Below are 26,107 nucleotides of genomic sequence, written 5' to 3' on the forward strand. Positions count from 1 at the left end.
AGTTTGACTGACTACCTATGATGTATCATAGGATTTTTTATCAAATCTCGAATGAACAGGTACGTTTTGTCTTGTTTAGTTTTCAAAGATCATTTTCTAAAATGGAGCGGGTGATGAGAATCGAACTCACGACATCAGCTTGGAAGGCTGAGGTTTTACCACTAAACTACACCCGCATAATGTAAATTGGCGCGCCCGAGAGGAGTCGAACCCCTAACCTTTTGATCCGTAGTCAAACGCTCTATCCAATTGAGCTACGGGCGCTTAATCAGGCGACTTAATTATCTTAACATATCATTCTTATTAAGTCAATACTTTTTTGAGGTGTTTGTCACTCGCATTTTAAAGGAAATGTTTCAGATGCGTCATCAGCGACGAATAAAAATATATCATGGATGATACAAGAAGGTCAATACATTTTCCTAAAAAAGCATAAAGTTTTTTAGAGGTGATTTTTCCTTATATAAATTGAAATACGATAGCCCTATTTCCTTCTATTTCTTCATATTTTAGATGATTCTTAAATAAAATCTTTCTACACCCAAAGAAGGACAAAACATGACCACCTAGAATTTTTATTTATTGGAAAATTCTTAATATTTTCTGAGCATTTTAAAGGGGGTAGAAGATGTTGAAAAAGTTTATCGCTTTTCAAATTATGATCGCTTTGGTAATTGGAGCTCTTATCGGTCATTTCTTTCCTGACTTCGGAATGGCACTTCGACCAATTGGAGATGGATTCATCAGATTAATAAAAATGATTGTTGTTCCGATCGTTTTCTCTACAATTGTTATTGGTGCAGCTGGTAGCGGCGGCATGAAGAAAATGGGCAGTCTTGGATTGAAGACGATCATCTGGTTTGAGGTCATCACAACAATCGTTCTTGGTATCGGTCTTTTATTAGCCAATGTTCTGAAGCCTGGTGTTGGGCTTGATTTCTCTCAATTAGCCAAAAAAGATATTGGCAACTTAGAAGGCTATACGGAGAAAGTGGTCGATTTTAAACAAATGGTACTAGACATCATCCCGACCAATATCATAGATGTCATGGCACAGAATGATTTACTTGCCGTGATCTTCTTTGCCATCTTATTTGGTGTAGCCGCAAGCGGCATTGGTAAAGCATCTGCTCCTGTTCTTACCTTCTTTGAATCAGTGGCACAAATTATGTTTAAATTAACACAGATGGTGATGGTCACCGCCCCTATCGGAGTTCTAGCTCTAATGGCTGCATCTGTCGGTCAATATGGCATTGTTTTATTAATTCCTATGATGAAACTTGTCGGGACTGTGTTCTTAGGGTTATTCATTATTCTATTTGTTTTATTCCCTCTTGTCGCACTGATCTTCCGTTTTAAGTACTTCGAAGTATTAAAAATGATCTGGGATTTGTTCTTAGTTGCCTTTTCTACAACAAGTACAGAAACTGTCCTTCCTCAACTGATGTCTCGTATGGAGAAGTACGGTTGTCCAAAAAGAGTCGTTTCCTTTGTCATCCCGTCCGGTCTTTCTCTCAACTGTGATGGTTCCAGTTTGTATTTATCTGTTTCCTGTGTGTTTCTTGCACAAGCATTCGGAGTTGACATGAGCATTTCGCAACAGCTTCTGATGATGCTTGTTCTTGTTTTAACAAGTAAAGGCATTGCAGCTGTTCCATCTGGTTCGCTTGTCGTTCTTTTGGCAACAGCTCATGCAGTAGGCCTTCCCGCTGAAGGAGTTGCGATTATTGCCGGTGTAGACAGAATTATGGATATGGCACGTACGGGGGTAAATGTCCCTGGGCATGCCGTTGCTTGTATTGTCGTATCTAAATGGGAAAAAGGATTTCGTGAGTCTGCTTGGGAAATCCCAAAAGCAGGTGAGAAAACAAAAGAGATGTAATGTAAAAGGAAAGGGTCAGCCCTTTCCTTTTCTTATGGTAAAAATGTCTGAGTCAACACCGCTTTGCCTTGCTTTTCAACCTTCACTTCTGCATATGCTCCGTTAATTAGGGTCATTTGCGGCGGAACATGTCCGCAATCGATATCATAAAGAATGGGTACATTTAATTCATTTGACAGTTCTTCATATATATCTGTGTAATCATACCCCTCCACAGGAGCATCCACTGCACTTCGACCGAACATAATCCCAGAACAATGATCAAACCATCCAGATAATTTTAATTGGACAAGCGATCTTTTCATGCTTGCAGCGTTTAGCTCGCAGTTTTCAAAATACCATAGAATCGGTTCGTCTTTTATGAATGTTCGTTGAAAAGCTTTAACATCTCCAAAAGGTGTTCCTGCTAAGTGACGTATCACATCTATGCATCCGCCCATCAATCTCCCTTTCACAGAGACTTCATGTTGATGAACTGAACGCCATACCGTTGGCTCAGTTAAATGAAAAACATGTCGACTTGGGTTGTCATGCTGCCACTCCTTTTGGTACATATCTGATGAAAACTGGGTGATTCTCGACTCAGGTAAGGTGGCCAGCACTCTCTCCCACATAGCTGTCGTCTGATCAAGTTCTTCACCTCGAAGATCCACGAAATTAGCACCATGCGCTGTCGCAATTCCTGTTTTTAACGTGATTGCAAGCAGCAATACACTCGTATCTGAGTAACCTAGTATCCACTTTTTTTGTATGTTCGAAAAATCAAGATGTTCTAAAATCTCTATTAGTAGCTCACCTCCCCACGGAGGGATGATATGGTCAATGTCATCACTTGTCATCATTTGCTGAAGTTCTTTTGCTCTTTCTTTAGCAGGTGCTGACTTTGCCTTTTGCTGCTGCCATACCGTATCTCCGCACACGACCTCAAAGCCTCTTTCCTTCATCCGCTGACACGAAAGCTGAAACATCTCGTGCAGGGATGACTGCACACCCGAAGAAGGAGCTGTCACTCCAATGGTTTGTCCTTTTTGTAAAAGAGGATACTGAATCATCTGCTGACCCCCATTCATATATGTGTCTGTCATTCTATTGATTATAAAGAAGATGCCCCATTTGAAAGAGACATCTCATCCTACTCCTTCGCACGTAAGACAATAAAAACACCTGCAAAGATACAGAGAATCCCGATAAAAAAGCGGATTCCCATCTCCTCACCTAAAAGCAGCCAACCGAGAGCTGCACCTACGACTGGCTGAAAGAAGAAAAAGAGACCTCCGCTGGAAGCTTGCATAAGTTGGAGTCCTCTGTTCCATAAAAAGAAAGCAAGTGCTGTCGAGATGACGCCGAGATAAAGAATACCGCCCCAAATTTCAGGTCTCGCCATTTTCTCAAAATCCAGTTCAGACAGGCGAAATAGAACAGGTGGTGTTAATCCTATCAGGGCAATGATAATCGCATAAGTTGTCGTCACCACTTGAGGATATTTTCTTGGAACACGTTTAAGCAATACAGACATAAGGGCCCATGTTAAGGCAGCAATGACTAATGAGATTCCTCCAACAAACTCATCCGTTTGTATAGCGACGCGTCCAATCATTATGAATACCCCAACTGTGGCAAGCAGAATGGATACACACTTTCGAAAAGTGATGGTTTCTTTTAAAAGAAAGAATGCAAAAAACACCATAAAGGCAGGTGTTGCTGATGTAATCACTGCACCCATTTGAGCAGATGTGTACATGGTACCGATTTCTTGAGTCACGATAGAAAGAAAATTGCCTATCAGCCCAATGGCCGCTATGAGCGGTATATCTTTTTTATCTATTCGAAAGGAATAGCCTAATCGCCAAATCGTCAAAACTAGAACGATCCCTGCTACTATATATCTCATCCATACAAGCTCAAGTGGTGGAACCACAGCAACTGTTACCTTCACAACTACATACATGCCGCCCCAAATACTTGCTGCAATCGCTAAGAAAAGTGCGCCTATATATTTTTTATTCATCTTTTCCCCTCCGTTATTGGATATATTGATTGCGATATCCACAAACGGAGATGCACTCTCCGTTATGGACGGAGGGAGTTTGGTACATCATTTTCAAACAACTGATTCCATTGCATCACAGTCACCTCTATTGTTTTCATTTTATTATATGAACCTTATAACAAATTTTGGTTCACTTCAATCCTTTTTTGTCGGCATTTTTCTTTTTATACTAGAAGATAAATGAGCATTGACATGCTGAATTCGTTTTCATATAGTAAGTTCAACTATAGGCGGTCGTTCAGAAAAGGAGAAGATGTCTTTGGATGTAGAAGCTAGGAAACATATTCCCAATGTCAATCGAGAAGCGTTTTTAGAGGGAGTCAAAGATTGTGTGCCCACCCTACTTGGCTATATGAGCATTGGTTTTGCTTTTGGAATCGTTGGGATCAGTGCCCAGTTAAGCATTTGGGACATTGCGCTTTTATCTATTTTTGTCTACGCAGGTGCTTCGCAGTTTATTATTTGTGCACTGCTTGTCACAGGTAGTCCGACTTCAGCTATTATTTTCACCACGTTTATTGTGAATTTGAGACATCTATTGCTCAGTCTTACACTGGCCCCTCATTTTACACAATACTCGGTTAAGCAAAATATTGGTTTCGGTCTTTTGCTCACAGATGAATCCTTTGGAGTGGCAGTGAATCAATTAGCACAGCAAGGAAAGCTGGATAACAGGTGGATGCACGGGTTAAACTTAACGGCTTATTTATGCTGGATTGTCTCCTGTACTCTCGGTGGCTTATTTGGACACTATATCTCAGACCCAGAGGCACTTGGTCTTGATTTTGCCCTTTCTGCTATGTTTGTTGCGTTATTAATTCTTTCTTTACAAACAGTGCCAAAGAATCAGTTAACCCATCGCTTATCACTCGTTTTGTATATGGTGCTTGCGATGTTTATTCTTCTCCATTTTGTTCCATCACACGTTGCTGTTCTAATAGCAACGATCATTGTCGCAACCATTGGGGTGGTGACGGATAAATGACAAGCAGTTTTATGATGTGGCTTATTTTTGGTTGTATGATTGTGACTGTCATTCCAAGGGTCGTTCCTTTTTTATTTGTTAAAAATATTCAGTTGCCTGAAGTTGTACTCAAATGGTTATCGTTTATCCCAATTTGTATATTCACCGCTTTGATTGCAGAGCATTTATTTGTTCAAACAACGAAAGGAATATCTGTTCACTGGATGTATCTTGCTGTATTGATGCCAACAGTGCTAGTTGCTTTATGGACAAAGAGCTTGTCGATCACTGTTCTTATTGGTGTCATGCTGATGGGAGCTGCCAGATGGTTTTTCTAAACTGTTGTCATGGGAAGATAACGTCTATCATGGTTAAAATTACATTACATAGCCCCATATCATTGAAATAGCACTATAAACAAGTAAAAGCCCCATGAGAATGTGGAACGGTCGCTGATAGGTTGCAATAAAACGTTTAAATATGGAGCCGAATAAACTCCAGCTAAAGGTGCCTAAAAATCCAATCAAGGCGAGAATGAGCGTCAATAAGATGAGATGCACGTTAGACTGGCCATATGGCAGCACAAATGTTGAAATGACGGTTAACCCATACAAGATCGCTTTAGGATTAATAAATTGTAGAAGCATGCCCGGTATGAAATGATTATACCGTTCTAGCACTTCATCTTCTCCACCTTTACTTTTCATTATTTTTACGGCTAAATACAGCATATAACCGGCTCCAATGAAAGCCATGATCCAGCTAATCTTCGGCATCACTTGATAAAGTATCATATTGAAAAAGCAACTGATACACAAAATGACGAAAAAACCAATCCCCACCCCTAAACAAAATCGAAATGTTTGTTTTACACCATACTTATTCGTAAAGACCATGGCCATGATATTGTTTGGCCCAGGTGTAAAGCTAGTAACAAATGCATAGATCAGCATTGAAAGAAACAAGACTGGCTCCCCCTTTCATACGCTATTTAGACCAAAAAGCCTTTATTGCGTATTTTACGTTTTATTGTACTATTCAGTCTTTATAAAGTAAATGCAGAAAGGAGCTTTTTAATGGAAGAAGTGCAATCAATTATTTCTAAAAATGTGAAGCTTCTCAGAGAACAAAAAAAGTTAAGCCTCGAAAAGATGGCTGAATTAACAGGTGTCAGCAAGACGATGATCGGTCAGATTGAAAGAGGCGAATCGACGCCGACCATCACAACCTTGTGGAAAATTGCAAATGGTTTAAAGGTGTCTTTTAGTGAGTTAATTTACGCTCCACAACCTGAAATCAATGTGGTGCGAAAAGAAGAGGGACAGGTTTTAACAGAGGACGAAGGAAGATATCGCGTTTATACGACTTTTCCATTTGATGTCCGAAGGAAGTTTGAAGTGTATCAAGTGGAAATTGATCTTGGCGGGTCGTTAAGTGCTGATGAACATATCGGAGGAACAGAGGAATTGATTACTGTTTTTGAAGGAGAGCTTTATTTATCAATCGGTGACGAAGAATACACCTTAAAAGCTGGTGACTCTATCCGTTTCAAAGCAGATCGTCCCCATGAGTACAGACAATTAGGAAACCAGATAACACGACTGCAAATGATCCTTTATTATCCCAATTAAAAAGCTGACAGGCTTGTTCCCTGTCAGCTTTCTATTTTAATAAATCTAGGGTGACGCACGACCGTTCTGGAACATGTGACCCTGAATTTTTATCAATCACTTCTATGATTACATGAAAAAATGGATTATCTGCTTTCAACTTGTTTTTCTCTTCAACTTGGTCTTGCTTCTGCCGCTCATGCCCTGCAATTAACCCATGCGTCATCGACTGATTTTATTTCTGCTCTGCTTCCCAGCGAGCGACTTCTTCTCTCACTTGAGGAGCCACTTCTTTTCCGAATAATTCAATCGCTTTTAGTACTTGATCATGTGGCATAGAGCCAACCGGCACATGAAGCATGAAGCGGGTAATTCCTACATTTTTTCGCAGATGGATTACTTTTTCTGCAACTGTATCTGGATCTCCCACATACAACGCACCTTCTAATGTTCTTGCTGCATCAAATGTAGAACGCGTGTAAGGTTCCCAGCCCCGCTCTCTCGCTAATGTATTCATGACATGCTGTGTGGAAGGAAAAAATTGATCTGCAGCCAGCTCTGTTTCTTCTGCTACAAAGCCATGCGAATGCGATGCCACAGTCAACTTAGCGGGATCATGTCCAGCATGAACAGCAGCTTGTTTGTATAACTGGACAAGTGGCGTGAATTGTCTAGGGCTTCCGCCAATGATTGCGAGCACGAGAGGCAATCCTAATAATCCTGCACGAACGACTGATTCACGATTCCCACCACTGCCAATCCAGATCGGAAGAGGATCTTGAACAGGTCGTGGATATACCCCAACATCCTGAATGGATGCACGATGCTTGCCGCTCCATGTCACACGTTCAGACTGCTGTAATTTCAACAGCAAATCAAGCTTTTCCTCAAACAATTCTTCATAATCACTTAAATCATATCCAAACAGTGGAAAAGATTCTATAAATGAACCGCGACCTGCCATAATCTCTGCACGGCCATTAGACAATCCATCTAATGTGGCAAAATCCTGAAACACACGTACGGGATCTGCCGATGAAAGGACCGTTACTGCACTTGTTAGGCGGATATTCTTTGTTTGCGTTGCCGCAGCTGCTAATAACACGGCTGGATTCGATGCCGCAAAATCTTTCCTGTGATGCTCTCCAACACCAAATACATCTAGACCTACTTGGTCAGCTAATATAATCTCTTCTACTACTTCTCTAATACGCTGTGCGTGGCTAACTGTTTTTCCCGTTTGAAAATCAGGTGTTGTTTCAACGAATGTACTAATTCCTAGTTCCATGTATGGAACCTCCTATCTTATAAATAAGTCACTGCTTTCTACTTTTCCTTCCTCAATGTGATCATGAACTTCTTTATTGCTTTTGGATTAAGTCCCATCATTGAACAAGGATCCCAAGCCTTTTTTTCAATAGCCCTTTTGAAAAATTCCACCTCTTTACTCATAAGAGATCATGATCTCTCTACCATCTCCTCATATTGTTGCGCATTCAAAATGCTAAACATTTTCAAGTCTGTTGATAAGAGAGATTTGCAGATTTTATTTCACGTCCAATGTATCAAAGCTGCGTGTCACCTTGTTTCCCCTTTTCATGAAGTTGTTTCGCACCTAAACCGATCTTTTTCAGTAATTCAATTAATTGCTCTTTTTCTTTTCTTTCAATAAAGGACAAGTTTTGTGAAATAGCATCTGTATGTTTTGGAAATATATCATCGAATAATTGCTTCCCTTTGTCCGTAAGGTGTACTTGAAATACTCGCTTATCAGAAGGCGCACACTGCCTTTTGACAAGCTCTTGCTTCTCTAATTTATTGACCACATATGTGATGCTTCCACTTGGAATGGATAAAATGTCGCTAATTTTTTGAACAGGATGCGGTCCCTTGCTATACAACAACTCAAGAATCTGAAAATTTTCAAATCCAATCTTATAGCTTTCAATATCTTTTTGAATATTTGTAAAAAGGGCTTTGTAGGCTTTCATCCAAACTCGGAAAAGCCTTAAATCTAATTCACGTTCATGCTGCACCATAGCAACTACTCCTTTTTCAATAAATCCTAAAAATAGGATAAATTTATCCTAACACTAGGATATTTTCTTGTCAATGTGTTTGTTTCATAGCAAAGACTGATGACTGCCCTTGTTGTACCGATAAAACAGCTCGTAAACGGCTTTTTATAGCAATGCCTGTTTCCTTTTATCATCCGCAATAGGCGAATGTCTGTTTACACTGGATTGAGTTTGATGAGAGCGTCTGTGCAAGGAAAAGAGTCGTTGATCGAAAACTGGAACTACAAAAACCTCGTTCAAGTAACCATATCTCAAGGTTTCGCCTTCTCGTGATGATATAATAGAAGCAGTTCAATCAAAACAAAAGTGCAAAATCTCTTGAATGATCGTACTTGGAGGAGAGAATGATGATAAGACGACTTGATCATATCGTGTTGACCGTTCAACATCTAGAGGAAACCATTCGCTTTTATACAAACGTATTAGGGATGAAGGAAGAGACCTTCGGAGACGGTCGAAAAGCACTCCGTTTTGGTTTGCAAAAGATCAACCTTCATGAAGCAGGACACGAGTTTGAACCAAAAGCATCGCATCCCCTGCCTGGATCTGCTGATTTGTGTTTCATCACAGATTTGGACATGGATGACTTATTGCTGCACCTTCGAAAACAGGTCGTGCCAATTGAAGAGGGACCGGTTGAGCGTACTGGTGCTCTAGGTCCAATTGAATCCATTTATATCCGTGATCCTGATATGAATTTAATTGAGATCTCTAGATATATAGAGGAGGCTGATGAGAAATGACGCGCTTGTACTTAAGACCAATTGGAGAACAGAATTCCCCTGAGTATTCTCAAAGGCTGTCAGCACGAAGAGACGCTTGACATGACTGGAATTTATAAAAAAACATCAAAATAAAAAAATGGCACAGGAATTGAATCATATCAAGCCGCAGTTTTAAAGCCAATGCTTGATTATTCAACCTATGCCTTTCATCTATGAGGTTATTCTGCTGCTGTCTCTTCGGTCACCTTCCCCTTCCAAATAAGCGTTAAGCCTAATCCTAGAAATAAGACAACACCTGCAAATAGAAATGGGAAGTGAATATTTTGATCAAATAAAATTCCGCCGAGTGCTGGGCCAAAAATCGTCCCAAGGCTTGTGTACGTTGAGTTCATCCCCGCTACAAATCCTTGCTGGTTGCCAGCGATTTTTGAAAGAAATGTCGTTAATGCCGGTCGTAATAAATCAAATGCCAGGAAAATGATACATGTGACAATCAGCACGACTATAAACCCTGAGACGACAGTCGAAACGAAAGCTAAAATCGCCCCGACGATTAAGCAAAGCTGGATCACTCTTTTCTCACCAAGGAAATTCACAAGTTGACCGAAGACAAGTACTTGAATGATCACAGCCACAATGGAGCTGACGGTAATAATAATTGCAATATCTTTCGGTCCGAAACCGAACTTATGATTTGTAAACAAACTAAATACCGTTTCATATGCTGATAAACCGAATGATAGCACAAATACAATAATGAAAGCGATGAGATAGCTGGGATGGATTGATTTTTTCAAGTCTTTAAAGAAGGTCGAGTCTTTCACATTCTCCATTTGCTTCTCTCGTTCTTCTTTTGTGAATGGCTCTTTTAGCATAAACATAGAGGAGATGACCGCAATAAAGGCAATACCTGCTGCAAAGAAAAATGGCAGACGAACGCCATATTCTGCAATAAATCCCCCAATTCCCGGTCCAATGATAAACCCCGTACTAATCGCCGCAGACACATACCCCATAGCCTTTGATCTTTCTTGAACTGTCGTGATATCTGCTATGTAGGCTGTCACAGCAGGCATAATAAATGCCGCACTAATGCCGCCTAGAACCCTTGCGCCATATAGGACGTATACATGTGTCCCTAATCCAAAAACGAGTTCAGACAGTGCGAATAGAAACAGTCCTGACACGATCATGACTTTTCTGCCGTAGCGATCCACCCATCTTCCTGCTAAGGGTGATGAGATTAATTGAGCAACGGCAAACGCAGCGACAAGATATCCCATTGTACTGCCTGTTAAGTGCATCACATTCATAAATAACGGCATGACAGGAATAATAAGTCCAATGCCTAAAAACGCAATAAAAATATTACTTAGTAAAATAACCAGTACAGCCTTTTGTTCTTTCAACGGTTTTTGCATGATGTATCTCCTTTACTGGCTCTCTTGTTTCTCATGATGGTTGATCCCGTGAATAAACAATGAGATGGCCTCTTTTTGCAATTTTTTTCGTTGTTGTATGGTGTCATTTTTATATAACACATCTAATCCGTAAAAAACGGAGAGTAAAATTTTCACTTTTGACTCTATATGCTCAATTGACCAACTGCCGTCTTGATTTCCTTCAAGTAAGATTTCTCTCATCACGTCATCGAAGTCAACATCAATCTTGTTCATCCGTTCCACGACTTCCTCTGACGTAAAAGCACTTGCATAAAACTCCTCGCTTGCTCTCATTAATGGGTAATTGATACTCATTTGACTAAGTAGCTCTGCAAAACCTGCCAACTTATCTGTTGCAACATTTAATGTTTTTTTCACGTCATTCCACTTCTCCATCATGACACGATGGTCCTCTTCCATGATATGAAGGAACAAAAACTCTTTACCTTTAAAATGATGATAAAGGTTGCCTTTACTTACCCCAGCAGACTCTAGAATATCTCGCACAGAAGTTTCTGAATATCCTTTTTTGGCAAATAAGTCACGCGAAGCGGTCACGATTTTTTGCTTTGTCTTCTCACTCTTTCCGACTCCGCCTTGTGTACTTGTCATGTCTAACAATCCTTTCTACCCTACAATTCTTCAACGGGACAAAACAAAAACCGACCAGTTGGTTTATTTTTTATTATAAAATGATATCTCCCATAATACAATGAAAAAGTCATCAATTTGAAAGAAAAGCAGAGCGTATCAAAACAAACAACACGTTCATTTACGCCTTCATCAAAAAAGACAGCCAATGACTGTCAGAAATGATTAACTTCCTACCCTATCCATTAAAGAGACTATTAGTTGTTCTTGCTCAATTGCTACTGAATGCTCCAGACTGTTAATTACGAATGTACCCCCGTCCGCTAGTGCTAGTAGCACCAAAAGCATCAATGTGGTTTTCATTCATCATTTCTCCCTTCTTAATCTCGTCTCTAGCAAATTTCATTATGCGATAATATTCACTAGAAGCTTCATAATTTCCTTTTTCATAAAAGAAATCGGCCACTTCTAATGAATACTCTTCAATATCCGCAAACATTTTTCTCTTTTTTAAAAAATCAAAACATTGATGAAGCAACTCTTTATTTTCTTTGAGATAAAGGGATTGGAGTATCATAAACTTAGTCAAATATTCTTGATCGTGATTAAGGCGAGATATTCTCTGTCCTTTTTTTAAATACTGTTTGGCTTCTTTTAGTTGATTCTTTTTGAATTTGATGAGACACATATTAAAAAGAGCTTTTGTCAAAAAACTGTGTTTCTCTTCTTCTAGTATCTTTAACGCAATTCTTAAATGATGCTCTGCTTTATCATACTCTTTCATTGAAATACTACATATTCCAATGTTCATGTGTGAAGTACCTATTAAGTGTTTTTTTTGAATTTCTTTAGATATGTTCAAATTCTCTTCAAACATTTTTAGAGCACCCGAATAATCCAAAATATCAAAGTAGTTCCCAGCGATGATACATTGAACATGAATAATACGATCCGCATATGTATCTTTCTTCATATAAATTCTTAGTGCTCTTTTTGCATAATTTAATGAGAAATAGGTCTGTTTCATATAATAGTAAACTTCTGATACTTTAAAGAAAAATTCAGCATGTTCAATTTCGTCATCTATTTGGGCAAGCTTTTGTTCAGCTCGTCTATATGCAGTAATAGCTGTAGTTAATTCTTTTCTTCTAAATTCATACATACCCATGAAGTAATAGAAATAATATTCTAACATTTGATTCATATTTTTCTTTTTTTTCTTTAAATAGTTTAAATAGTCATGGGATTCTTTTATCTCATTTAAGCTTTTTGATGTCATATAACTTAACATAATGTCATGACGAAAATTCAATAATTGATAATATAACAACACATCTTGATTTTCTTCCATATTTTTAATTAATATATCGATTTCTTTTTTTAGATTCACCGCATCTTTGATTAGATTATTTTTAATAGCGGTATACCAAAAGTTTAGTTTTGTTGTGACCAAATCATACGGGATAATATCTTCCAATTTTTACAACCTCCCTCCAATTATTTTTATTGTGCCAAAGTCTTATTAGTAGTTAAAAGAGAATTTAGTTTCATAAAAACAAAATATTGAAATTTATCTCTTATTCATTTATTTAAGTGTCAAAACTCTTATAAGATGGAATGAGTGATTTGCTTAGAAATACGGGCTAGTGCCATAAGTCAGTTTGTATCAAAGCTTAAATAAATTAACCCCTATAATAGGACATGATTATCACGAAACACTGAATAAATATAGCTGCATCTTATTCAAAAATATTATGCAAAGTTTTCAAAAAAAATCTAAAACATTATTATCTCTTTACGGAAATATATACGATCACCTAAGAAACGCCTTAAAAAGTGTTTCTCTATACAATATTTAAGTCAGATGTACTTAAGAGGGAAATATGAAGTCATACAATTACAGGATGGACGCCAAATTGATTATAATGGAGTACCAGGCTCCAACGATTCTGTACGCCAAACACATTATATTGATCATACATGTCACTTTCTAACCGATCTAGACTATATTTGGCGAGACATTTTACTCTCTTTAAAAGCTCGTGACGAGATTCATCATTATGAAAAAAAGACCCAAGATGCTTTCTTCGGTCTTTTTCCTTTTTAATACTGCTCAAAATAAGTTTGAATTTTATTTGGATCTTTGGTTTTAGTGAGTGCAAGCATTAGCAGGATGCGTGCTTTTTGTGGATTTAATGAATCAGATGTAACGAAGTGATATTTGTCATCCATCTTTTCATGTGTAACAATCCCACTTCCTACACGGCTTGATCTTACAATGACAACATCTTTTTTGACTGCATCTACTGCACCTTTAATGGCTTCTGTTGACATAGTTCCATTTCCGGCTGCAGCTACGACAATACCTTTTGCTCCGGCTTTCACTGCGGCATCATATAAATATTTCTCATCATTTTGATAGCCATATAAGATATCCACCTGTGGCAATTCCTTCATTTTTGACACGTCAAATTCGCTGTCAACCGTATGTTTTCTTGTCGGTTCATTATAAAATGAGACCTCTTCACCGGCAATTTCACCAATGTAACCTTGCTCAAGGGACTTGAAGGAATCTGTTGTCGTTGTGTTCGTTTTGGTAATAAATCGAGCTGATGCAATTCGATCATTTAATGTCACCATGACACCTTTACCTTTTGCATCTTTTGTCGATGCAATTTTCACTGCATGGTATAGATTCAGAGGGCCATCGGCGCTAATCGCTGATGCTGGTCTCATCGATCCAACAACCACAACTGGCTTTTCACTCTTGACAACCAAATGTAAAAAATAAGCAGTCTCTTCAAGCGTATCTGTTCCATGTGTAATGACAATACCATCGACTTGATCGTCCTTTAATAGCTGATTGACTCGCTTTGCTAATTTTAAAAGGAGAGCGTTATCTACATTTTCACTCCCTACATTCGCAACCTGTTCACCAGTCACGTTCGCAATATCTTTTAACTGTGGAACAGAAGCTATCACTTTATCGATACCGAGTGAACCAGACTTATATCCGGTTGTATCTGTATCACTATCTGAAGAGCCTGCAATTGTACCGCCCGTTGCCAACACTTTAATATTGGCAAGTGAATGATTCCCTGTTTCCACTGCACGTGTTTTCCTTTCCTGCTGTGTTTGATTGAATGCGCTTTCTCTTTTGTTCTGGCTACTTTCCTGTGAGTTGTTGCCTGCACAGCCTGCAGTTAGCAATAACAAAATTGAAAGAAACATCACACCTAGCCATTTTGTTACATTCATTTGATCATCTCTTTTCATATAGTTTCTAATAGATGTTTATCCATTTCTATAGGTTTTACTTTATAATATTCGTTCATTCATCAGCATGAGGCAAAAGTTCTGGAAGCAAATGAAGTACAAAAGTATGTTTATAAGCATCACTTTATGTCTAAATGACTATTTTATGCATCAGACACACACCGCTGAAATTCCTCTATTTTATATATTCGTTCATCAAATCACTTGATATTTTAAAAATCAGATTGTGTCTCTTCGAGGAACTTTGATATTTGAACATGATCGCTACATGATTAAAGCGATGATCTTGTTCATCATCTTTTTATTTATGAGTTAAAAGCCTCTTTTAATTTGTCACTCATGAAATGCCAAGCCTGTTCAGCTATTTCCAAATCGCCTGCATGTGTGAAGCCATGAGGGACTCCTCTATACTGGCAATATGTGACATCAATCCCTGCTTCTTTTAACTTTTCAGCATAATGTTTGGCTTCAGCAGCTAATGAATCTTTCTCGGCTGTGATCACAAGTGCGGGGGGCATATTTGCTAAAGACGATACATCTGCAAAGACAGGAGAAGCGAGCGGGTTTTGCGCATCTTCTTCTTGCAAATAGAGTGCATTAAAGAGATTAGCCATATCAGGCGGAATCGCCTCTTTAAAAGCTGGTTTCAGATTCGGATCAGTCGCTAAATCTAACGGCGGATAATCGAGCACTTGATAAACAATCGGCAGTTTGTTCCCTTTTTGTATATTAAGTAAACAAACAGAAGTAGCCAAATTCCCACCTGCACTATGTCCTCCAACCGCCAATTTTTCTGGATCAATACATAGCTCATCATGGTTCTCATAAAGCCATTTCATTACGTCATAGCACTCATATAGAGCCGCTGGGAAAGGATTTTCAGGCGCAAGCTGATAATCAACATTGACGACCATACATTGCGCACGATCTGAGATCACCGGACACCAGTGGTTATCCATGTCAGCACTGCCTAGTATAAACCCGCCACCGTGCATATTTACAAATACCGGTAGCACCTGTGTTAATTTTTCTATCGGTTTGAATACCCAAACCCTTGTTTCTCCAGCAGATGTTGGAATAAAATATTCCATCTTGTTCACTTCAGGCGGGTTGGATGGTTTAAGCTCCGAATGACTTGTCAGAGAACGTTCTGTTTGTTGACGTAATGAAACAGCTATTTTGATTTGTTCTTCTATGTTCATTTTCACAAGCTCCCTTCATGCTTTTTGTTTATTCAATATACATTCGTTTAATTGATTCATAAAATTGGGTTTGCATTCATTTGGTTCTTTCATTCTCTTTCTTTTGTTAAAATTACATCTTCATATCCTTCAATTTTAAAGTCTAATCGCTTGATGGTCTCTTCAATTTCTTTCTGTTTTTCTATCAATCTTTCTCTTTCGTTCACCAGAATCATTTTTCTAGCCGTTAATGTCCGATCATCTCCCTCAGTAAATAATGAAGTATATTCTATGAGCGCATCGATCGAGAGCCCTGCATTTCTCATACATTTAATAAACTCTATCCATTGAATATCTTCTTCTGTATAATCACGGATGCCATTTTTGTCACGTTTGATCGGTCTAATCAATCCAACGTTTTCGTAGTACCTGAGCGTGGCTGTGGATAAATCCAATTGCTTCGCTACCTGTGATATTTTCATTGTTGTCACCCTTCTTTTTTATTTCACCTTACGACGTAAAGTGAACTTGAAGTCAAAATTTTCACATCACCTATCATTTATGTTCCCTGTTCTCATCATCTCCATTTTGATAAACGACACAAGATTCTTTCGGCTCAAATCTCATTTTTTCTTTTTTCATTCATTGCTTTTAGGGGATTCGTCCTTGACTTAGAGTTCACTTTAAGACTTACAGTAGAGTAGAAGAAACGAATTTCACTTTTGAAAGGATGATCGAAAATGTGCCAGACGTATCAATCTCAAGTATTAAGTGTTTCACATGCAAAAGCAAACTTTGAACGGACAACAATCGAGCGGAGAGCGCTTCGTCCGCATGATATTTTAATTGATATTCACTATTGCGGCATTTGTCATTCAGATATCCATAGTGCCTTTGACGATTGGGGCGGTGGGATTTTTCCAATGGTACCAGGTCATGAAATCACTGGGGTCGTTGCAGCAGTTGGCGATGCTGTGACCAAGTTTACGATTGGAGTTCGTGTAGGGGTCGGTTGTTTTGTGGATTCATGCGGTACGTGTGAATATTGCCAGAATGGAGACGAACAATATTGCACAAAAGGTGTCGTTCAAACCTATAATAATCTTGATTACGAGGGAGAGCCAACATATGGCGGCTACAGCCAAAAGATTGTCGTGACTGAACGCTTTGTGGTCAGCATCCCTGACAATCTAGATCTTGATATCGCAAGTCCTCTACTATGTGCGGGTATTACGACCTATTCTCCGTTAAAGCATTGGAATGTTGGACCTGGCAAAAAAGTTGCGATCGTCGGTATGGGTGGTCTTGGACATGTAGCGATCCAATTCGCCCATGCAATGGGTGCTGAAGTGACCGTTCTTAGCCGTTCTTTGGATAAAAAAGAAGAAGCTTTGTCATTTGGAGCAAAAGACTACTTCGCTACAAACGATCCAGACACATTCAAGACACTCGCTGGCCAGTTTGACGTCATTCTCAATACAGTCTCTGCAAATATCAACGTGGATGCGTATTTATCCTTACTTCGTGTCGACGGTACGTTGGTCAACGTCGGTGCACCAGCTGAACCGGATCAATTCCGAGTCTTTTCGTTGATTATGGGTCGACGTAGCATTGCCGGCTCTCTTGTTGGCGGCATAAAGGAAACACAAGAAATGCTTGATTTCGCAGCAGCTCACAACATTGCACCACAAATTGAAGTCATTCACGCAAGTCAAGTCGATGAAGCATACGAACGCGTACTCAAAAGCGATGTCCGCTATCGATTTGTAATTGATATTGCGACGTTATAAATGTAGAATCTAGAAAGGCTAGTTTTATTGGTTAGTCTTTTTATTTTTGACACAAACGTCTTCACATTCCTATCGTTCACCAACTTAGCACGAATGCCTCTTTACTCTTCTGTTTACTTGGTTTAGGCTGTGTACAAATTATTGATCATGATCACTTTATTTTTCTGCGATCATAACCACCGCATCTTTTATTCACAACGATACGTCAAAAACCACTATTCTCTGAGTAGTGGTTCTTTAACGTCTGCCGTTTTTTTGTGTGTTCACATGTTTATTTCTACTTTTACTTACTAAAATTGGAACTAAAAAACGAATAAGCTAACACAAAAACTGCAATGGCAGCAAGAATCGTCAATGAAAAATTGATCTATTTAGAGCGTCTAGGTTTCAGGATATACACGGACCACTGAAATTTTATTCGGAATATGACACTTCCCCTAATATTTAATGTTTTTTAGAACTAATTCCTAAAATTATATTGACAAATAAAAAACGTGATGTTATTATAAAACATTTGACTATTACCATCAACATATGGTAACATGAAGAAGGTAACTATATATGGAGGTGGATATATGTTTCAAATTGGCGATAACATTGTTTATCCAATGCAAGGAGCAGGTATAATTGAAGCCATAGAAGAAAAAGAAATCTCTGATGAAAAACAACAGTATTATGTCATAAAAATGACGATCAGTAATATGAAAGTGATGATTCCAACGCGGAAAATATCAGGTTCAAGTATAAGACCAGTTACTGATATTATTACATTAAAACGCATTATGCACATTTTTAAGCACGGGAAATCAGATAAGTTACTGCCATGGAAGCAAAGGTTTAAAGTAAACACGAACAAAATAAAAACGGGCGACATACAAGAAGGCGTTGAAGTTATACGTGATTTAATGCGAATGAAAAAAGAAAAAGCACTTAATGCAAGTGAAAAAAAAATGTTGGATCACGCTTATGAGTTTTTGATGAGTGAACTGGAAGTCATTAAAGGAATTACTGAAAATCAAATAAAAAGTTTCTGTTAAGATTCTCATACACCATGTGTGGCATCCGAATTTTTGTGAAAATTATGATTAAAAGCAACATTTTCAAAGATGTTCAACTTCTTCACCTTACTTTTAGAACATTCACCTCTTTATATTTCAACCATCTCATCCATTTATATAATGTACATTTTTTCTACGATCACATTCCCATCAATAAAATTTTGCTAAAACAGTCACCTGATTTTTGCAATCAGTGAAAAAGAACAAAGAAATGAAAAAATATTTTTTGTATATTACGCATATTGACAATCCAGTATGTTATACTTAAATAAACCTTTGAAGTTTTAAATCTTTTTACTTTTACCTTGTACCACCCCCCTACTCGCACGCTGAGTAGGGTTTTTTATTGAAGAAAAAACAGAGAACATAAAAAGACAGACCCTATACAAAGGATCTGTCTTTTATAAGATTTAAGATTAAGCCACTTTTTGAACGTTCGCAGCTTGAGCCCCACGAGAACCTTGCTCAATATCAAACGTTACTTTTTGACCTTCGTCTAAAGATTTGAATCCGTCACTTTGGATTGAAGAAAAGTGTACAAATACATCGTCTCCATTTTCACGTTCGATAAATCCAAAACCTTTTTCTGCATTAAACCATTTCACTGTACCTTGTTCCATTTTTATTGCCTCCTAGTGCGTTACCACACAATGTATTGTACTATCCTTGCCCAAAGTATCATCAAGACGAACAGTCTATATATTCAACCTATCCTTTACGCCGAACAAAAATAACTATCTTTATTATAGCATGAATCAGAAATAATTGCAAAATTATTCTTAACATTACTGTTGAATGTTTGATTGCGAGTACCAAAGAGGTCAAAAAATAGAAAACATGAATCACTCCCCTTGAGGATACAATAATTTGAAATCCCGACTTTACAACATTTTTTGATCACTGTCAGTAACTCTTAATTACGATCATTGATAGCAGATTAACCATTATTGAAGGGGAAAAGGGAAGGGGAAATTTTTGAGCTTACTCATTTAACAAGTTCATGGTTTATGATTAAAAAAAGTGAACAATCATTAAAATGACCTCATCTTTTTGCTTACATGTTTATTTCACTTGAAAATACGAATAACTACACGAGCACTAATAAAAATGATGACAATCACCACGAAAACATAGATGTACTTCATTAAACTACCAAACAAGATTATCAATAGTGGCATTCATAAAGTAAGTATGCCAATGATCAAAAGCAATAAACTGATTTTTTTGGATCACTTTTCTTTATCTCCTAAGAAAGTGAATTCATTATATCCAATGATTAGAGTTTTTTTACTCCTGTTAAATAGGAAAAGAAAATACAAAACAGGAACATCTGTAGCTAAAACAACTGTAAAAAAAGGACTTGAACAAGGGGCAAAATCAATCGATAATGTCTCCATTCCGAATTTATTGCCGTACTCACCAAAGTTTCAAATAGCTGGTGGCGGAAAACTGCCATATAACGTGTTTGATGGCGAAAACATTAAAAATAAGCTTCTCTCCATGGCAAAGCGTTTAGACAACAATCCAAGCTATGGAATCTCCAAAACAGGCAGACGATTACCAGCACCAAAAACACCGCCGACAGTCGTTACATATGGAGAACATTTCGTCAGATGGAAACGAAAGAAAGTGTTAAAACCAAATATCATTTATACAACAAAACAAGGCTACACCTACACAACAGATCATTATGGCCGCATTGTCAAAGTCGAAGCAAGGGATTTACAATACGGAGAGATCAAAAGAAACCAATATGCACAATCAAATGCTGGGAAACCAGATCGATTACTAGATGATGATGGTGGTCATTTAATTGCCTCTATTTTCAAAGGATCTGGGGATATTGATAATCTTGTGCCGATGAATGGAAATCTAAACAAAGGTGAATGGAAAAAACTTGAGAATACTTGGGCAAATGCACTTAAAAATGGTGATGAAGTAAAGGTAAAGGTGAATCTCAACTACAAGGCTGATTCACATCGCCCAGAAAGCTTTAATATTAAGTATAAAATCGGTGATGATGAATGGGAAATCAGACGATTTGATAATGTGCCTGGAGGGAAAAACAATGAATGAGGAAAAACTTGAAATACTATATAAGCAGATAGTCGAGGTTGTAGTAGGTACAATTCCCGATGAATGGTCAAAGGTTTATTTATACGGCGAGGTTGTAGAAGGTTCTCAGACTGCTTACTTTTATTATTATCCTGAAGATAATGATGATAAACCGATATATAGTCATGAAATAACCGAATTTTTTACAGTTAGCGAACTTGAATACACAGAAAAATGGCATCGATTAGTTGATTTTATTCAAGAACTTTGGAGAGAGTTTAAAGATAATGGTCAAGAATCTTGGACAAATTTCACTATGATATTTGATAAGTTAGGAAATTTTAATATTGATTTTAACTATGAAGACCTTTCAGAGACAAACCCTCATGAAAGGAAAACCATTTGGAAATATGAGCATCTTGGTATTATGCCTAAAAGCAATACTGGGAAAAAATATTTAGAAAAATATCTCTCCAGACTTGAGTAGTTTCTAAAAGTAAAAAAGAAGAAGTAGAGAAACGAAGAATCAAAGAGTTAATGGCAAAACTTGATGCTCCATCATGCATATCAGTAGATCAATTAATATTAAAGCTTTTGAAAGACTGAAGGAAGAATATATTAAAAATGATTTAGGTGCTTGGACAACAGCTACTCTCCAGTCGGAGCAGTCGGGGAAATTTTCTATTGAGTATGGATATGAAGATATTTACTCTATTGGCTTGAATGGAGTGCAAAGAAAAGCCGTATGGGAATACGAGACGTTTGGATTTTTACCAGACGACGAGGAAGATAAAGAAGCTGTGTTGAATTATTTAAAAAAGAAAGAAAGTAACTAACACAATGCCCTCCAAATTAATGGAGGGTTTTTGTTTGTCATGTATTAATGAAAAATTGTCAAGGTTCAAGCAAGTGATTTACAATACGGAGAGATCAAAAGAAACCAATACGCCCAATCAAATACTGGAAAACCAGAACCTTCCAGATGATGATGGGATTTTCTCGATAGCCTAAGGAAGGTCTAATTACCTTTTGAGGCACTGCCTGCATCTAAAAGTTAGGCAGTGGACACTTTTTGGTCATAAAGCACATTTTCTTCAAGAACATAAAAAATACCAAAGGTCTATAAACCCTTGGTATCATTGATGCGGCCGAGAGGACTTGAACCTCCACGGGTTATTCACCCACTAGGCCCTCAACCTAGCGCGTCTGCCATTCCGCCACGACCGCGTTATATGATGTGCTGTTTGTGAAACACTTTTTTAAAAACAATGCGGGTGAAGGGACTTGAACCCCCACGTCATAAAGACACTAGATCCTAAGTCTAGCGCGTCTGCCAATTCCGCCACACCCGCGTGACAATGGTGAGCCATGAAGGACTCGAACCTTCGACCCTCTGATTAAAAGTCAGATGCTCTACCAACTGAGCTAATGGCTCATCTGCTATGCAGAAAACATATAAAAAATGGCTGGGCTAGCTGGATTCGAACCAACGCATGACGGAGTCAAAGTCCGTTGCCTTACCGCTTGGCTATAGCCCAACGAATATAACAAACATGACCCGTACGGGATTCGAACCCGTGTTACCGCCGTGAAAGGGCGGTGTCTTAACCGCTTGACCAACGGGCCATACAATAAACAATGGCGGAGAAGGAGGGATTTGAACCCTCGCGCCGCTTGCGCGACCTACACCCTTAGCAGGGGCGCCTCTTCAGCCACTTGAGTACTTCTCCATTATGGCTCCGCAGGTAGGATTCGAACCTACGACCGATCGGTTAACAGCCGATAGCTCTACCACTGAGCTACTGCGGAATAATGAGACATGTTTCATTATATTATATCTATGCCAGAAAAATGTGTCAAGAATTTTTAAGCGTTTCATTCCTGTCTCATTTGCGACGGCTTTTATAATTTAACATATACTGATATAACAGTCAAGCCTTTTCCCCTTCCTTTTTGTCTTCTGTTTATACATGATAGAAAGGCCCCAACCTCTCATGGGAGACCGAGGCATTCATCCATTTAATGTCACCCTGCTCTAGAGGGTTTACGATAACTTAAACTTCCGGAGCCACTTGTAAAAAGTGCTTCTCGGTATCCCCGCTAACCTCGCTGCTTCTGACACATGACCTTTCGTTTTGTGCAGTGCCTCTATGACCATTTGCTTTTGAATTTGTTCTCTATATGTCAGTTCTTTTGAAGCCTTGTTACACTCGGTCGTATGCAGTTCCTTCTTTTTCAGGTGAAGCGTCTCTAATACCGAAGCATATTGAGACGGACCGATCCATCCTCCTGAAGGAAACAGTACCCTTAAATGTTCAAAAAGATTAAAAAGCTCTCGTATGTTTCCAGGCCAATGGTAATCCTGTAACTTCTGAAAAAATGATTCAGGAAACTTGGCATTCCATTTGTGTTTCTTTTGATAATAACGATATAAATCAGGGATATCTTCCTTTCTTTCCCTGAGTGGTGGAATGTTGATTGGATAGACATGAAGGCGGTAGTACAAATCTTCTCGTATTTTCTCTTCCTCTAACAATTCATTCATATTCCGGTGTGTTGCCGTGATGATTCTGATATCCACAGGAATTTCACGTGTCCCGCCAATAGGTACGACCTTCCTTTCTTCGATGACCCTAAGTAGAGCGACTTGCATCGCATAAGGGATTTCGCCAATTTCATCTAAAAAAATCGTTCCTTTATGAGCTTGTTCAAATTTCCCCTTTGCCCCGTGGCGTTTTGCCCCTGTAAATGCCCCTTCAGCATAGCCGAATAATTCACTTTCTATTAGGCTTTCAGGAATGGCACCACAATTGACAGCAATAAAAGGTTCGTTACTTCTGTTGCTGCCCATATGAATGGCTCTAGCCGCCAGTTCTTTTCCTGAACCCGTCTCTCCCCAAATATATACATTTGCATCGGTTTGTGCTGCTAGTTTCATTTCGCTTAGTGTTTTTTGAAAGGTCTTGCTTTTTCCTGTTTCCCCTGGAAACTGAAAATACGAAACAAATGTTTTGGGCAATTCTCTTTGTGCTACTTTTCCGAGAGAAAAAGACATTCCAAGCATTTTTCCGTCTTGTTCCGACTGAATGATTTGCTTGTCCAGTGTAACAAATGTATCTTCTATGAGCTGCTCGACATTCATACCGTACCAGTCTGAAAATCGTTCCCTTATTGGTCTGCTCGCTGAAACAATTTGTTTTTTCTCATTACAGACTACAAACAGCTCGTCAGCTTCAACCTGATGGAGACAATGGCTGATCAGTTCTATCTCTTTCCTTTTTGTGTGAACTTGTATTTCTCGTTCTATGGCATGGGCAATTGTTGCAGCCATTCCAAGCATAATAGGGTGTCTTTTATCTGTCATACAGGAAATATTGATAATCCCTATGATCATGCCGTCCGCATCCCGAATGGGGGCGGCTGAACAACTCCATTGATGGGAAGCAACAGAAAAATGTTCCGTACCGTTAATTGTTACAGCCTCCCCGATTACTAGCGCAGTTCCGATAGCGTTCGTTCCTACATCTGCTTCAGTCCAGCGCACCCCTTCAACGAAATTAATTTTTCTTGCTTCTGACAGAGTCCTTTGACTTCCGGTCAGACTTAGTACATAGCCATCTGCATCAATGAGTAACGCCATCATTTCAGATTCTTTTAATTGTTGACTGATTTTATTTAAGTAAGGAAGAGCGACATCTAGAAATAATGAGTGCTTCTTTTTTTGAGCGTTGAATAATTCCTTTTTTAAAATCGACTGTCCTTTATCTAAATACGGATTTACATTTGCCTTTTTACATCTGTGCCATGATTCCATCACTCTTTTATTCAGACGGGATCTGTCAAGCAAACCTTCTCGAACAAAACGTTTCCATGTATTTAAATAGCAAGGCGTCGGATTCATTCCATCCTCTCCTCAAGTGCTTTTTTCTCATTATAGATCATTATAAAAGCGCTTTCAAAGACATTAGTCGCTGTCATAACACATCGAGATGAGTGATGTGAAGTGTGTTTACTGTTTCAGCAGTGCACCGCTCGTCCACTTGTTTGCAATAAGGCTTCGTGAATCGCCTCTGAAAGTGTCGGATGTGCAGCAATATATTGCTCTAACGTATCAGCAGTCAACTCTGTATGCATCATCACCGCCGCCTGTCCGATCAATTCTGTTGCATTCGGACCAATTATTGATATACCTAGAATTTCTTGGTATTGCGGCTCTACAATGACCTTCACTTGACCAATCGGCTTATTGAGAATCAATGCTTTTCCGTTTGCAGAAAATGAAAATTTACCTACCCGAATATCCCCATACTGATGTCTAGCCTTTTCTTCATTTAAACCAACACTTGCGATTTCTGGGGAAGTATAGATGCATCTAGGAATGGCGTGATCATTGACTCTTACATCTTCGCCTGATGCGTGAGATGCAGCTATCGTGCCTTCATGAAAAGCAACGTGTGCAAGTTGGACTCCTCCAGTGACGTCTCCGCATGCATATATATGCGGGAGATTTGTTTGCATATGTTCATTGACCCAGATCCCGTTGCTGTCAAATTGAATGCCAATCTGGTCAAGGTTCAATTCGTTAAACCGCGGCTTTCTACCAACTGCCACTAAACAAAGGTCAGACTGGATTTCAAATCGTTCAGCTTCTTTTCTCTCAATTACAATTTTCTTAGAGGCTGTATCAAGCTGTTTTACAATCGCTTTTGTCAAGATTTCCACTCCTGCTTCCGCAAGTGTATCGTGAAGACATTGTGCAATATCATCATCTTCTTCAGGTAAAATGTGTTCTGCCTGTTCAACCATGACAACTTTTGTACCCATTCTACTGAAGATACTTGCAAATTCACAGCCGATAATGCCTCCACCAATGATACAAAGTGATGCTGGTATTGATGGAAGCGACATCGCCTCCCTACTGTGGATTATCCATTTTCCGTCAAATGGTGCAAAAGGTAAGGCAGCAGGTGCTGATCCTGATGCAATGATGATTTGTTTTGCTTGAATGACTTCAGACTTCCCTTCACTTTCAACTAAGATCTCATGCTCAGATAAAAATGATGCCTTCCCTTTCACGACGTTAATCTTGTTTTTATTCATTAAATAGTGAATGCCGTCTGTCAGTTGCTTGACGACCGAATGTTTCCGGTTTTGAACGGTAGCCCATTGGATGACTGGCCTTTCCCCCGGAAGCTCAATTCCAAAATCTGCTGCTGACTTCACATTTTCATACATATCTGCGCTCTGTAAAAGCGATTTGGTTGGAATACAGCCTTCATTGAGACAGGTACCTCCCAGTGGGCCTTGCTCAATCAACACGACTTTCCTTCCGAAACGAGCGGCTGTAATCGCCGCCACATATCCTGCAGGTCCGCCTCCTATAATGGCAAGAGTCATGCTTCTTA

General features: G+C 38.8%; 24 protein-coding genes and 9 tRNA genes. 10 read left to right on the top strand and 23 right to left on the bottom strand.

What is annotated here, in order from left to right:
- Positions 1–102: 102 nt before the first annotated feature.
- Together ACIQCE_RS12900 and ACIQCE_RS12905 are read right to left on the bottom strand one after the other, a co-directional pair.
- Positions 103–176: transfer RNA gene (locus tag ACIQCE_RS12900), tRNA-Gly, on the bottom strand.
- Between the two features lie 11 nt (positions 177–187).
- Positions 188–264: transfer RNA gene (locus ACIQCE_RS12905), tRNA-Arg, on the bottom strand.
- Between the two features lie 367 nt (positions 265–631).
- Here ACIQCE_RS12905 and gltP point away from each other — a divergent pair.
- On the top strand, positions 632–1,882 hold the full coding sequence (gene gltP / locus ACIQCE_RS12910) for a glutamate-aspartate/proton symporter GltP (RefSeq protein WP_400495459.1): 1,251 nt from the start codon (positions 632–634) through the stop codon (positions 1,880–1,882).
- Positions 1,883–1,914: 32 nt separating this feature from the next.
- Here gltP and ACIQCE_RS12915 read toward each other — a convergent pair whose 3' ends face one another.
- The gene (locus tag ACIQCE_RS12915) at positions 1,915–2,934 is read right to left on the bottom strand and encodes a S66 family peptidase (protein WP_400495346.1); all 1,020 of its coding nucleotides are present in this window, start codon (positions 2,932–2,934) and stop codon (positions 1,915–1,917) included.
- An 80-nt stretch (positions 2,935–3,014) separates the two neighbouring features.
- Positions 3,015–3,890, bottom strand: a complete 876-nt coding sequence (locus tag ACIQCE_RS12920) for a DMT family transporter (RefSeq protein ID WP_400495347.1) — start codon at positions 3,888–3,890, stop codon at positions 3,015–3,017.
- A 295-nt stretch (positions 3,891–4,185) separates the two neighbouring features.
- On the opposite strand from ACIQCE_RS12920, the gene ACIQCE_RS12925 reads away from it, so the two are divergent.
- A complete protein-coding gene (locus tag ACIQCE_RS12925) occupies positions 4,186–4,917 on the top strand; it encodes an AzlC family ABC transporter permease (RefSeq protein WP_400495348.1) in 732 nt (243 codons plus the stop codon).
- The gene (locus tag ACIQCE_RS12930; protein ID WP_400495349.1) at positions 4,914–5,234 is read left to right on the top strand and encodes an AzlD domain-containing protein; all 321 of its coding nucleotides are present in this window, start codon (positions 4,914–4,916) and stop codon (positions 5,232–5,234) included. Before ACIQCE_RS12925 ends, ACIQCE_RS12930 begins: the two co-directional genes overlap by 4 nt.
- 39 nt (positions 5,235–5,273) lie before the next feature.
- On the opposite strand, the gene ACIQCE_RS12935 is transcribed toward ACIQCE_RS12930, so the two are convergent.
- Positions 5,274–5,861 carry a LysE family transporter gene (locus ACIQCE_RS12935; protein WP_400495350.1) on the bottom strand — a complete coding sequence of 196 codons (588 nt, stop codon included), beginning with the start codon at positions 5,859–5,861 and terminating at the stop codon, positions 5,274–5,276.
- Between the two features lie 111 nt (positions 5,862–5,972).
- On the opposite strand from ACIQCE_RS12935, the gene ACIQCE_RS12940 reads away from it, so the two are divergent.
- The gene (locus tag ACIQCE_RS12940; protein ID WP_400495351.1) at positions 5,973–6,527 is read left to right on the top strand and encodes a helix-turn-helix domain-containing protein; all 555 of its coding nucleotides are present in this window, start codon (positions 5,973–5,975) and stop codon (positions 6,525–6,527) included.
- A gap of 214 nt (positions 6,528–6,741) precedes the next feature.
- Here the strand turns inward: ACIQCE_RS12940 and ACIQCE_RS12945 are convergent, their stop codons facing one another.
- Together ACIQCE_RS12945 and ACIQCE_RS12950 are read right to left on the bottom strand one after the other, a co-directional pair.
- On the bottom strand, positions 6,742–7,794 hold the full coding sequence (locus ACIQCE_RS12945; RefSeq protein ID WP_400495352.1) for an LLM class flavin-dependent oxidoreductase: 1,053 nt from the start codon (positions 7,792–7,794) through the stop codon (positions 6,742–6,744).
- Positions 7,795–8,071: 277 nt separating this feature from the next.
- Positions 8,072–8,545: a MarR family winged helix-turn-helix transcriptional regulator gene (locus ACIQCE_RS12950; protein WP_400495353.1), complete on the bottom strand. Its 474-nt coding sequence runs from the start codon at positions 8,543–8,545 to the stop codon at positions 8,072–8,074.
- 386 nt (positions 8,546–8,931) lie between these two features.
- Here ACIQCE_RS12950 and ACIQCE_RS12955 point away from each other — a divergent pair, with 386 nt between their 5' ends.
- Positions 8,932–9,327, top strand: a complete 396-nt coding sequence (locus ACIQCE_RS12955) for a VOC family protein (protein ID WP_400495354.1) — start codon at positions 8,932–8,934, stop codon at positions 9,325–9,327.
- A gap of 200 nt (positions 9,328–9,527) precedes the next feature.
- On the opposite strand, the gene ACIQCE_RS12960 is transcribed toward ACIQCE_RS12955, so the two are convergent.
- The 6 genes from ACIQCE_RS12960 to ACIQCE_RS12985 all read right to left on the bottom strand — a co-directional run bounded on the left by ACIQCE_RS12960 (position 9,528) and on the right by ACIQCE_RS12985 (position 16,281).
- Positions 9,528–10,730 (bottom strand): MFS transporter, encoded by a 1,203-nt coding sequence (locus tag ACIQCE_RS12960; RefSeq protein WP_353853723.1) that lies wholly within the window; start codon positions 10,728–10,730, stop codon positions 9,528–9,530.
- Between the two features lie 12 nt (positions 10,731–10,742).
- Positions 10,743–11,363 carry a TetR/AcrR family transcriptional regulator gene (locus ACIQCE_RS12965; protein ID WP_400495355.1) on the bottom strand — a complete coding sequence of 207 codons (621 nt, stop codon included), beginning with the start codon at positions 11,361–11,363 and terminating at the stop codon, positions 10,743–10,745.
- Positions 11,364–11,640: 277 nt separating this feature from the next.
- Positions 11,641–12,819 (bottom strand): response regulator aspartate phosphatase, encoded by a 1,179-nt coding sequence (locus ACIQCE_RS12970; protein WP_400495356.1) that lies wholly within the window; start codon positions 12,817–12,819, stop codon positions 11,641–11,643.
- Between the two features lie 626 nt (positions 12,820–13,445).
- Positions 13,446–14,600, bottom strand: coding sequence for a type II asparaginase (locus ACIQCE_RS12975; protein WP_400495357.1), 1,155 nt, complete (start codon positions 14,598–14,600; stop codon positions 13,446–13,448).
- Positions 14,601–14,923: 323 nt separating this feature from the next.
- The gene (locus ACIQCE_RS12980) at positions 14,924–15,820 is read right to left on the bottom strand and encodes an alpha/beta hydrolase (RefSeq protein WP_400495358.1); all 897 of its coding nucleotides are present in this window, start codon (positions 15,818–15,820) and stop codon (positions 14,924–14,926) included.
- Positions 15,821–15,909: 89 nt separating this feature from the next.
- Positions 15,910–16,281 (bottom strand): MerR family transcriptional regulator, encoded by a 372-nt coding sequence (locus tag ACIQCE_RS12985; RefSeq protein ID WP_400495359.1) that lies wholly within the window; start codon positions 16,279–16,281, stop codon positions 15,910–15,912.
- Between the two features lie 258 nt (positions 16,282–16,539).
- Here ACIQCE_RS12985 and ACIQCE_RS12990 point away from each other — a divergent pair, with 258 nt between their 5' ends.
- Together ACIQCE_RS12990 and ACIQCE_RS12995 are read left to right on the top strand one after the other, a co-directional pair.
- A complete protein-coding gene (locus tag ACIQCE_RS12990) occupies positions 16,540–17,589 on the top strand; it encodes an NAD(P)-dependent alcohol dehydrogenase (RefSeq protein ID WP_400495360.1) in 1,050 nt (349 codons plus the stop codon).
- A 575-nt stretch (positions 17,590–18,164) separates the two neighbouring features.
- Positions 18,165–18,626: a CarD family transcriptional regulator gene (locus ACIQCE_RS12995; RefSeq protein WP_400495361.1), complete on the top strand. Its 462-nt coding sequence runs from the start codon at positions 18,165–18,167 to the stop codon at positions 18,624–18,626.
- Between the two features lie 437 nt (positions 18,627–19,063).
- On the opposite strand, the gene ACIQCE_RS13000 is transcribed toward ACIQCE_RS12995, so the two are convergent.
- The gene (locus ACIQCE_RS13000; protein WP_400495362.1) at positions 19,064–19,267 is read right to left on the bottom strand and encodes a cold-shock protein; all 204 of its coding nucleotides are present in this window, start codon (positions 19,265–19,267) and stop codon (positions 19,064–19,066) included.
- 652 nt (positions 19,268–19,919) lie between these two features.
- On the opposite strand from ACIQCE_RS13000, the gene ACIQCE_RS13005 reads away from it, so the two are divergent.
- The 3 genes from ACIQCE_RS13005 to ACIQCE_RS13015 all read left to right on the top strand — a co-directional run bounded on the left by ACIQCE_RS13005 (position 19,920) and on the right by ACIQCE_RS13015 (position 21,538).
- On the top strand, positions 19,920–20,723 hold the full coding sequence (locus tag ACIQCE_RS13005) for a DNA/RNA non-specific endonuclease (protein ID WP_400495363.1): 804 nt from the start codon (positions 19,920–19,922) through the stop codon (positions 20,721–20,723).
- Positions 20,716–21,189 (top strand): antitoxin YezG family protein, encoded by a 474-nt coding sequence (locus ACIQCE_RS13010; RefSeq protein WP_400495364.1) that lies wholly within the window; start codon positions 20,716–20,718, stop codon positions 21,187–21,189. The genes ACIQCE_RS13005 and ACIQCE_RS13010 overlap by 8 nt, the downstream gene beginning before the upstream one ends.
- 73 nt (positions 21,190–21,262) lie before the next feature.
- Complete coding sequence (locus ACIQCE_RS13015; protein ID WP_400495365.1) at positions 21,263–21,538, top strand: immunity protein YezG family protein; 276 nt, start codon at positions 21,263–21,265, stop codon at positions 21,536–21,538.
- Positions 21,539–21,845: 307 nt separating this feature from the next.
- On the opposite strand, the gene ACIQCE_RS13020 is transcribed toward ACIQCE_RS13015, so the two are convergent.
- From ACIQCE_RS13020 to lpdA, 9 genes are all read right to left on the bottom strand, one after another.
- A tRNA-Leu gene (locus tag ACIQCE_RS13020) sits at positions 21,846–21,929 on the bottom strand.
- 42 nt (positions 21,930–21,971) lie between these two features.
- A tRNA-Leu gene (locus tag ACIQCE_RS13025) sits at positions 21,972–22,054 on the bottom strand.
- Positions 22,055–22,061: 7 nt separating this feature from the next.
- Positions 22,062–22,137 (bottom strand) — tRNA-Lys (locus ACIQCE_RS13030).
- A 28-nt stretch (positions 22,138–22,165) separates the two neighbouring features.
- Positions 22,166–22,240 (bottom strand) — tRNA-Gln (locus ACIQCE_RS13035).
- A 16-nt stretch (positions 22,241–22,256) separates the two neighbouring features.
- Positions 22,257–22,328: transfer RNA gene (locus tag ACIQCE_RS13040), tRNA-Glu, on the bottom strand.
- A gap of 13 nt (positions 22,329–22,341) precedes the next feature.
- A tRNA-Ser gene (locus tag ACIQCE_RS13045) sits at positions 22,342–22,432 on the bottom strand.
- A 4-nt stretch (positions 22,433–22,436) separates the two neighbouring features.
- Positions 22,437–22,511, bottom strand: a tRNA-Asn gene (locus ACIQCE_RS13050).
- A 235-nt stretch (positions 22,512–22,746) separates the two neighbouring features.
- A complete protein-coding gene (locus ACIQCE_RS13055) occupies positions 22,747–24,603 on the bottom strand; it encodes a sigma-54-dependent Fis family transcriptional regulator (RefSeq protein ID WP_400495366.1) in 1,857 nt (618 codons plus the stop codon).
- A 116-nt stretch (positions 24,604–24,719) separates the two neighbouring features.
- Positions 24,720–26,099: a dihydrolipoyl dehydrogenase gene (gene lpdA, locus ACIQCE_RS13060; RefSeq protein WP_400495367.1), complete on the bottom strand. Its 1,380-nt coding sequence runs from the start codon at positions 26,097–26,099 to the stop codon at positions 24,720–24,722.
- Positions 26,100–26,107: the final 8 nt, after the last annotated feature.

Source organism: Bacillus sp. NPDC093026 (assembly GCF_044754665.1).
In the GTDB taxonomy this organism is placed as follows: Bacteria; Bacillota; Bacilli; order Bacillales; family Bacillaceae; genus Bacillus; species Bacillus maqinnsis.

What these genes read in the sequence shown, in the direction of transcription:
- ACIQCE_RS12955 (WP_400495354.1), top strand. Translation starts at nt 8,932, where the DNA reads ATGATAAGACGACTTGATCATATCGTGTTGACCGTTCAACATCTAGAG.
- ACIQCE_RS12975 (WP_400495357.1), bottom strand. Translation starts at nt 14,600, where the DNA reads ATGAATGTAACAAAATGGCTAGGTGTGATGTTTCTTTCAATTTTGTTA.
- ACIQCE_RS13005 (WP_400495363.1), top strand. Translation starts at nt 19,920, where the DNA reads ATGATTAGAGTTTTTTTACTCCTGTTAAATAGGAAAAGAAAATACAAA.
- ACIQCE_RS12990 (WP_400495360.1), top strand. Translation starts at nt 16,540, where the DNA reads ATGTGCCAGACGTATCAATCTCAAGTATTAAGTGTTTCACATGCAAAA.
- ACIQCE_RS13055 (WP_400495366.1), bottom strand. Translation starts at nt 24,603, where the DNA reads ATGAATCCGACGCCTTGCTATTTAAATACATGGAAACGTTTTGTTCGA.
- ACIQCE_RS12915 (WP_400495346.1), bottom strand. Translation starts at nt 2,934, where the DNA reads ATGATTCAGTATCCTCTTTTACAAAAAGGACAAACCATTGGAGTGACA.
- ACIQCE_RS12980 (WP_400495358.1), bottom strand. Translation starts at nt 15,820, where the DNA reads ATGAACATAGAAGAACAAATCAAAATAGCTGTTTCATTACGTCAACAA.
- ACIQCE_RS12945 (WP_400495352.1), bottom strand. Translation starts at nt 7,794, where the DNA reads ATGGAACTAGGAATTAGTACATTCGTTGAAACAACACCTGATTTTCAA.
- ACIQCE_RS12950 (WP_400495353.1), bottom strand. Translation starts at nt 8,545, where the DNA reads ATGGTGCAGCATGAACGTGAATTAGATTTAAGGCTTTTCCGAGTTTGG.
- ACIQCE_RS13000 (WP_400495362.1), bottom strand. Translation starts at nt 19,267, where the DNA reads ATGGAACAAGGTACAGTGAAATGGTTTAATGCAGAAAAAGGTTTTGGA.
- ACIQCE_RS12965 (WP_400495355.1), bottom strand. Translation starts at nt 11,363, where the DNA reads ATGACAAGTACACAAGGCGGAGTCGGAAAGAGTGAGAAGACAAAGCAA.
- lpdA (WP_400495367.1), bottom strand. Translation starts at nt 26,099, where the DNA reads ATGACTCTTGCCATTATAGGAGGCGGACCTGCAGGATATGTGGCGGCG.
- ACIQCE_RS12995 (WP_400495361.1), top strand. Translation starts at nt 18,165, where the DNA reads ATGTTTCAAATTGGCGATAACATTGTTTATCCAATGCAAGGAGCAGGT.
- ACIQCE_RS12960 (WP_353853723.1), bottom strand. Translation starts at nt 10,730, where the DNA reads ATGCAAAAACCGTTGAAAGAACAAAAGGCTGTACTGGTTATTTTACTA.
- ACIQCE_RS13015 (WP_400495365.1), top strand. Translation starts at nt 21,263, where the DNA reads ATGCATATCAGTAGATCAATTAATATTAAAGCTTTTGAAAGACTGAAG.
- ACIQCE_RS12940 (WP_400495351.1), top strand. Translation starts at nt 5,973, where the DNA reads ATGGAAGAAGTGCAATCAATTATTTCTAAAAATGTGAAGCTTCTCAGA.
- ACIQCE_RS12985 (WP_400495359.1), bottom strand. Translation starts at nt 16,281, where the DNA reads ATGAAAATATCACAGGTAGCGAAGCAATTGGATTTATCCACAGCCACG.
- ACIQCE_RS12925 (WP_400495348.1), top strand. Translation starts at nt 4,186, where the DNA reads ATGTCTTTGGATGTAGAAGCTAGGAAACATATTCCCAATGTCAATCGA.
- ACIQCE_RS12920 (WP_400495347.1), bottom strand. Translation starts at nt 3,890, where the DNA reads ATGAATAAAAAATATATAGGCGCACTTTTCTTAGCGATTGCAGCAAGT.
- ACIQCE_RS12930 (WP_400495349.1), top strand. Translation starts at nt 4,914, where the DNA reads ATGACAAGCAGTTTTATGATGTGGCTTATTTTTGGTTGTATGATTGTG.
- ACIQCE_RS13010 (WP_400495364.1), top strand. Translation starts at nt 20,716, where the DNA reads ATGAATGAGGAAAAACTTGAAATACTATATAAGCAGATAGTCGAGGTT.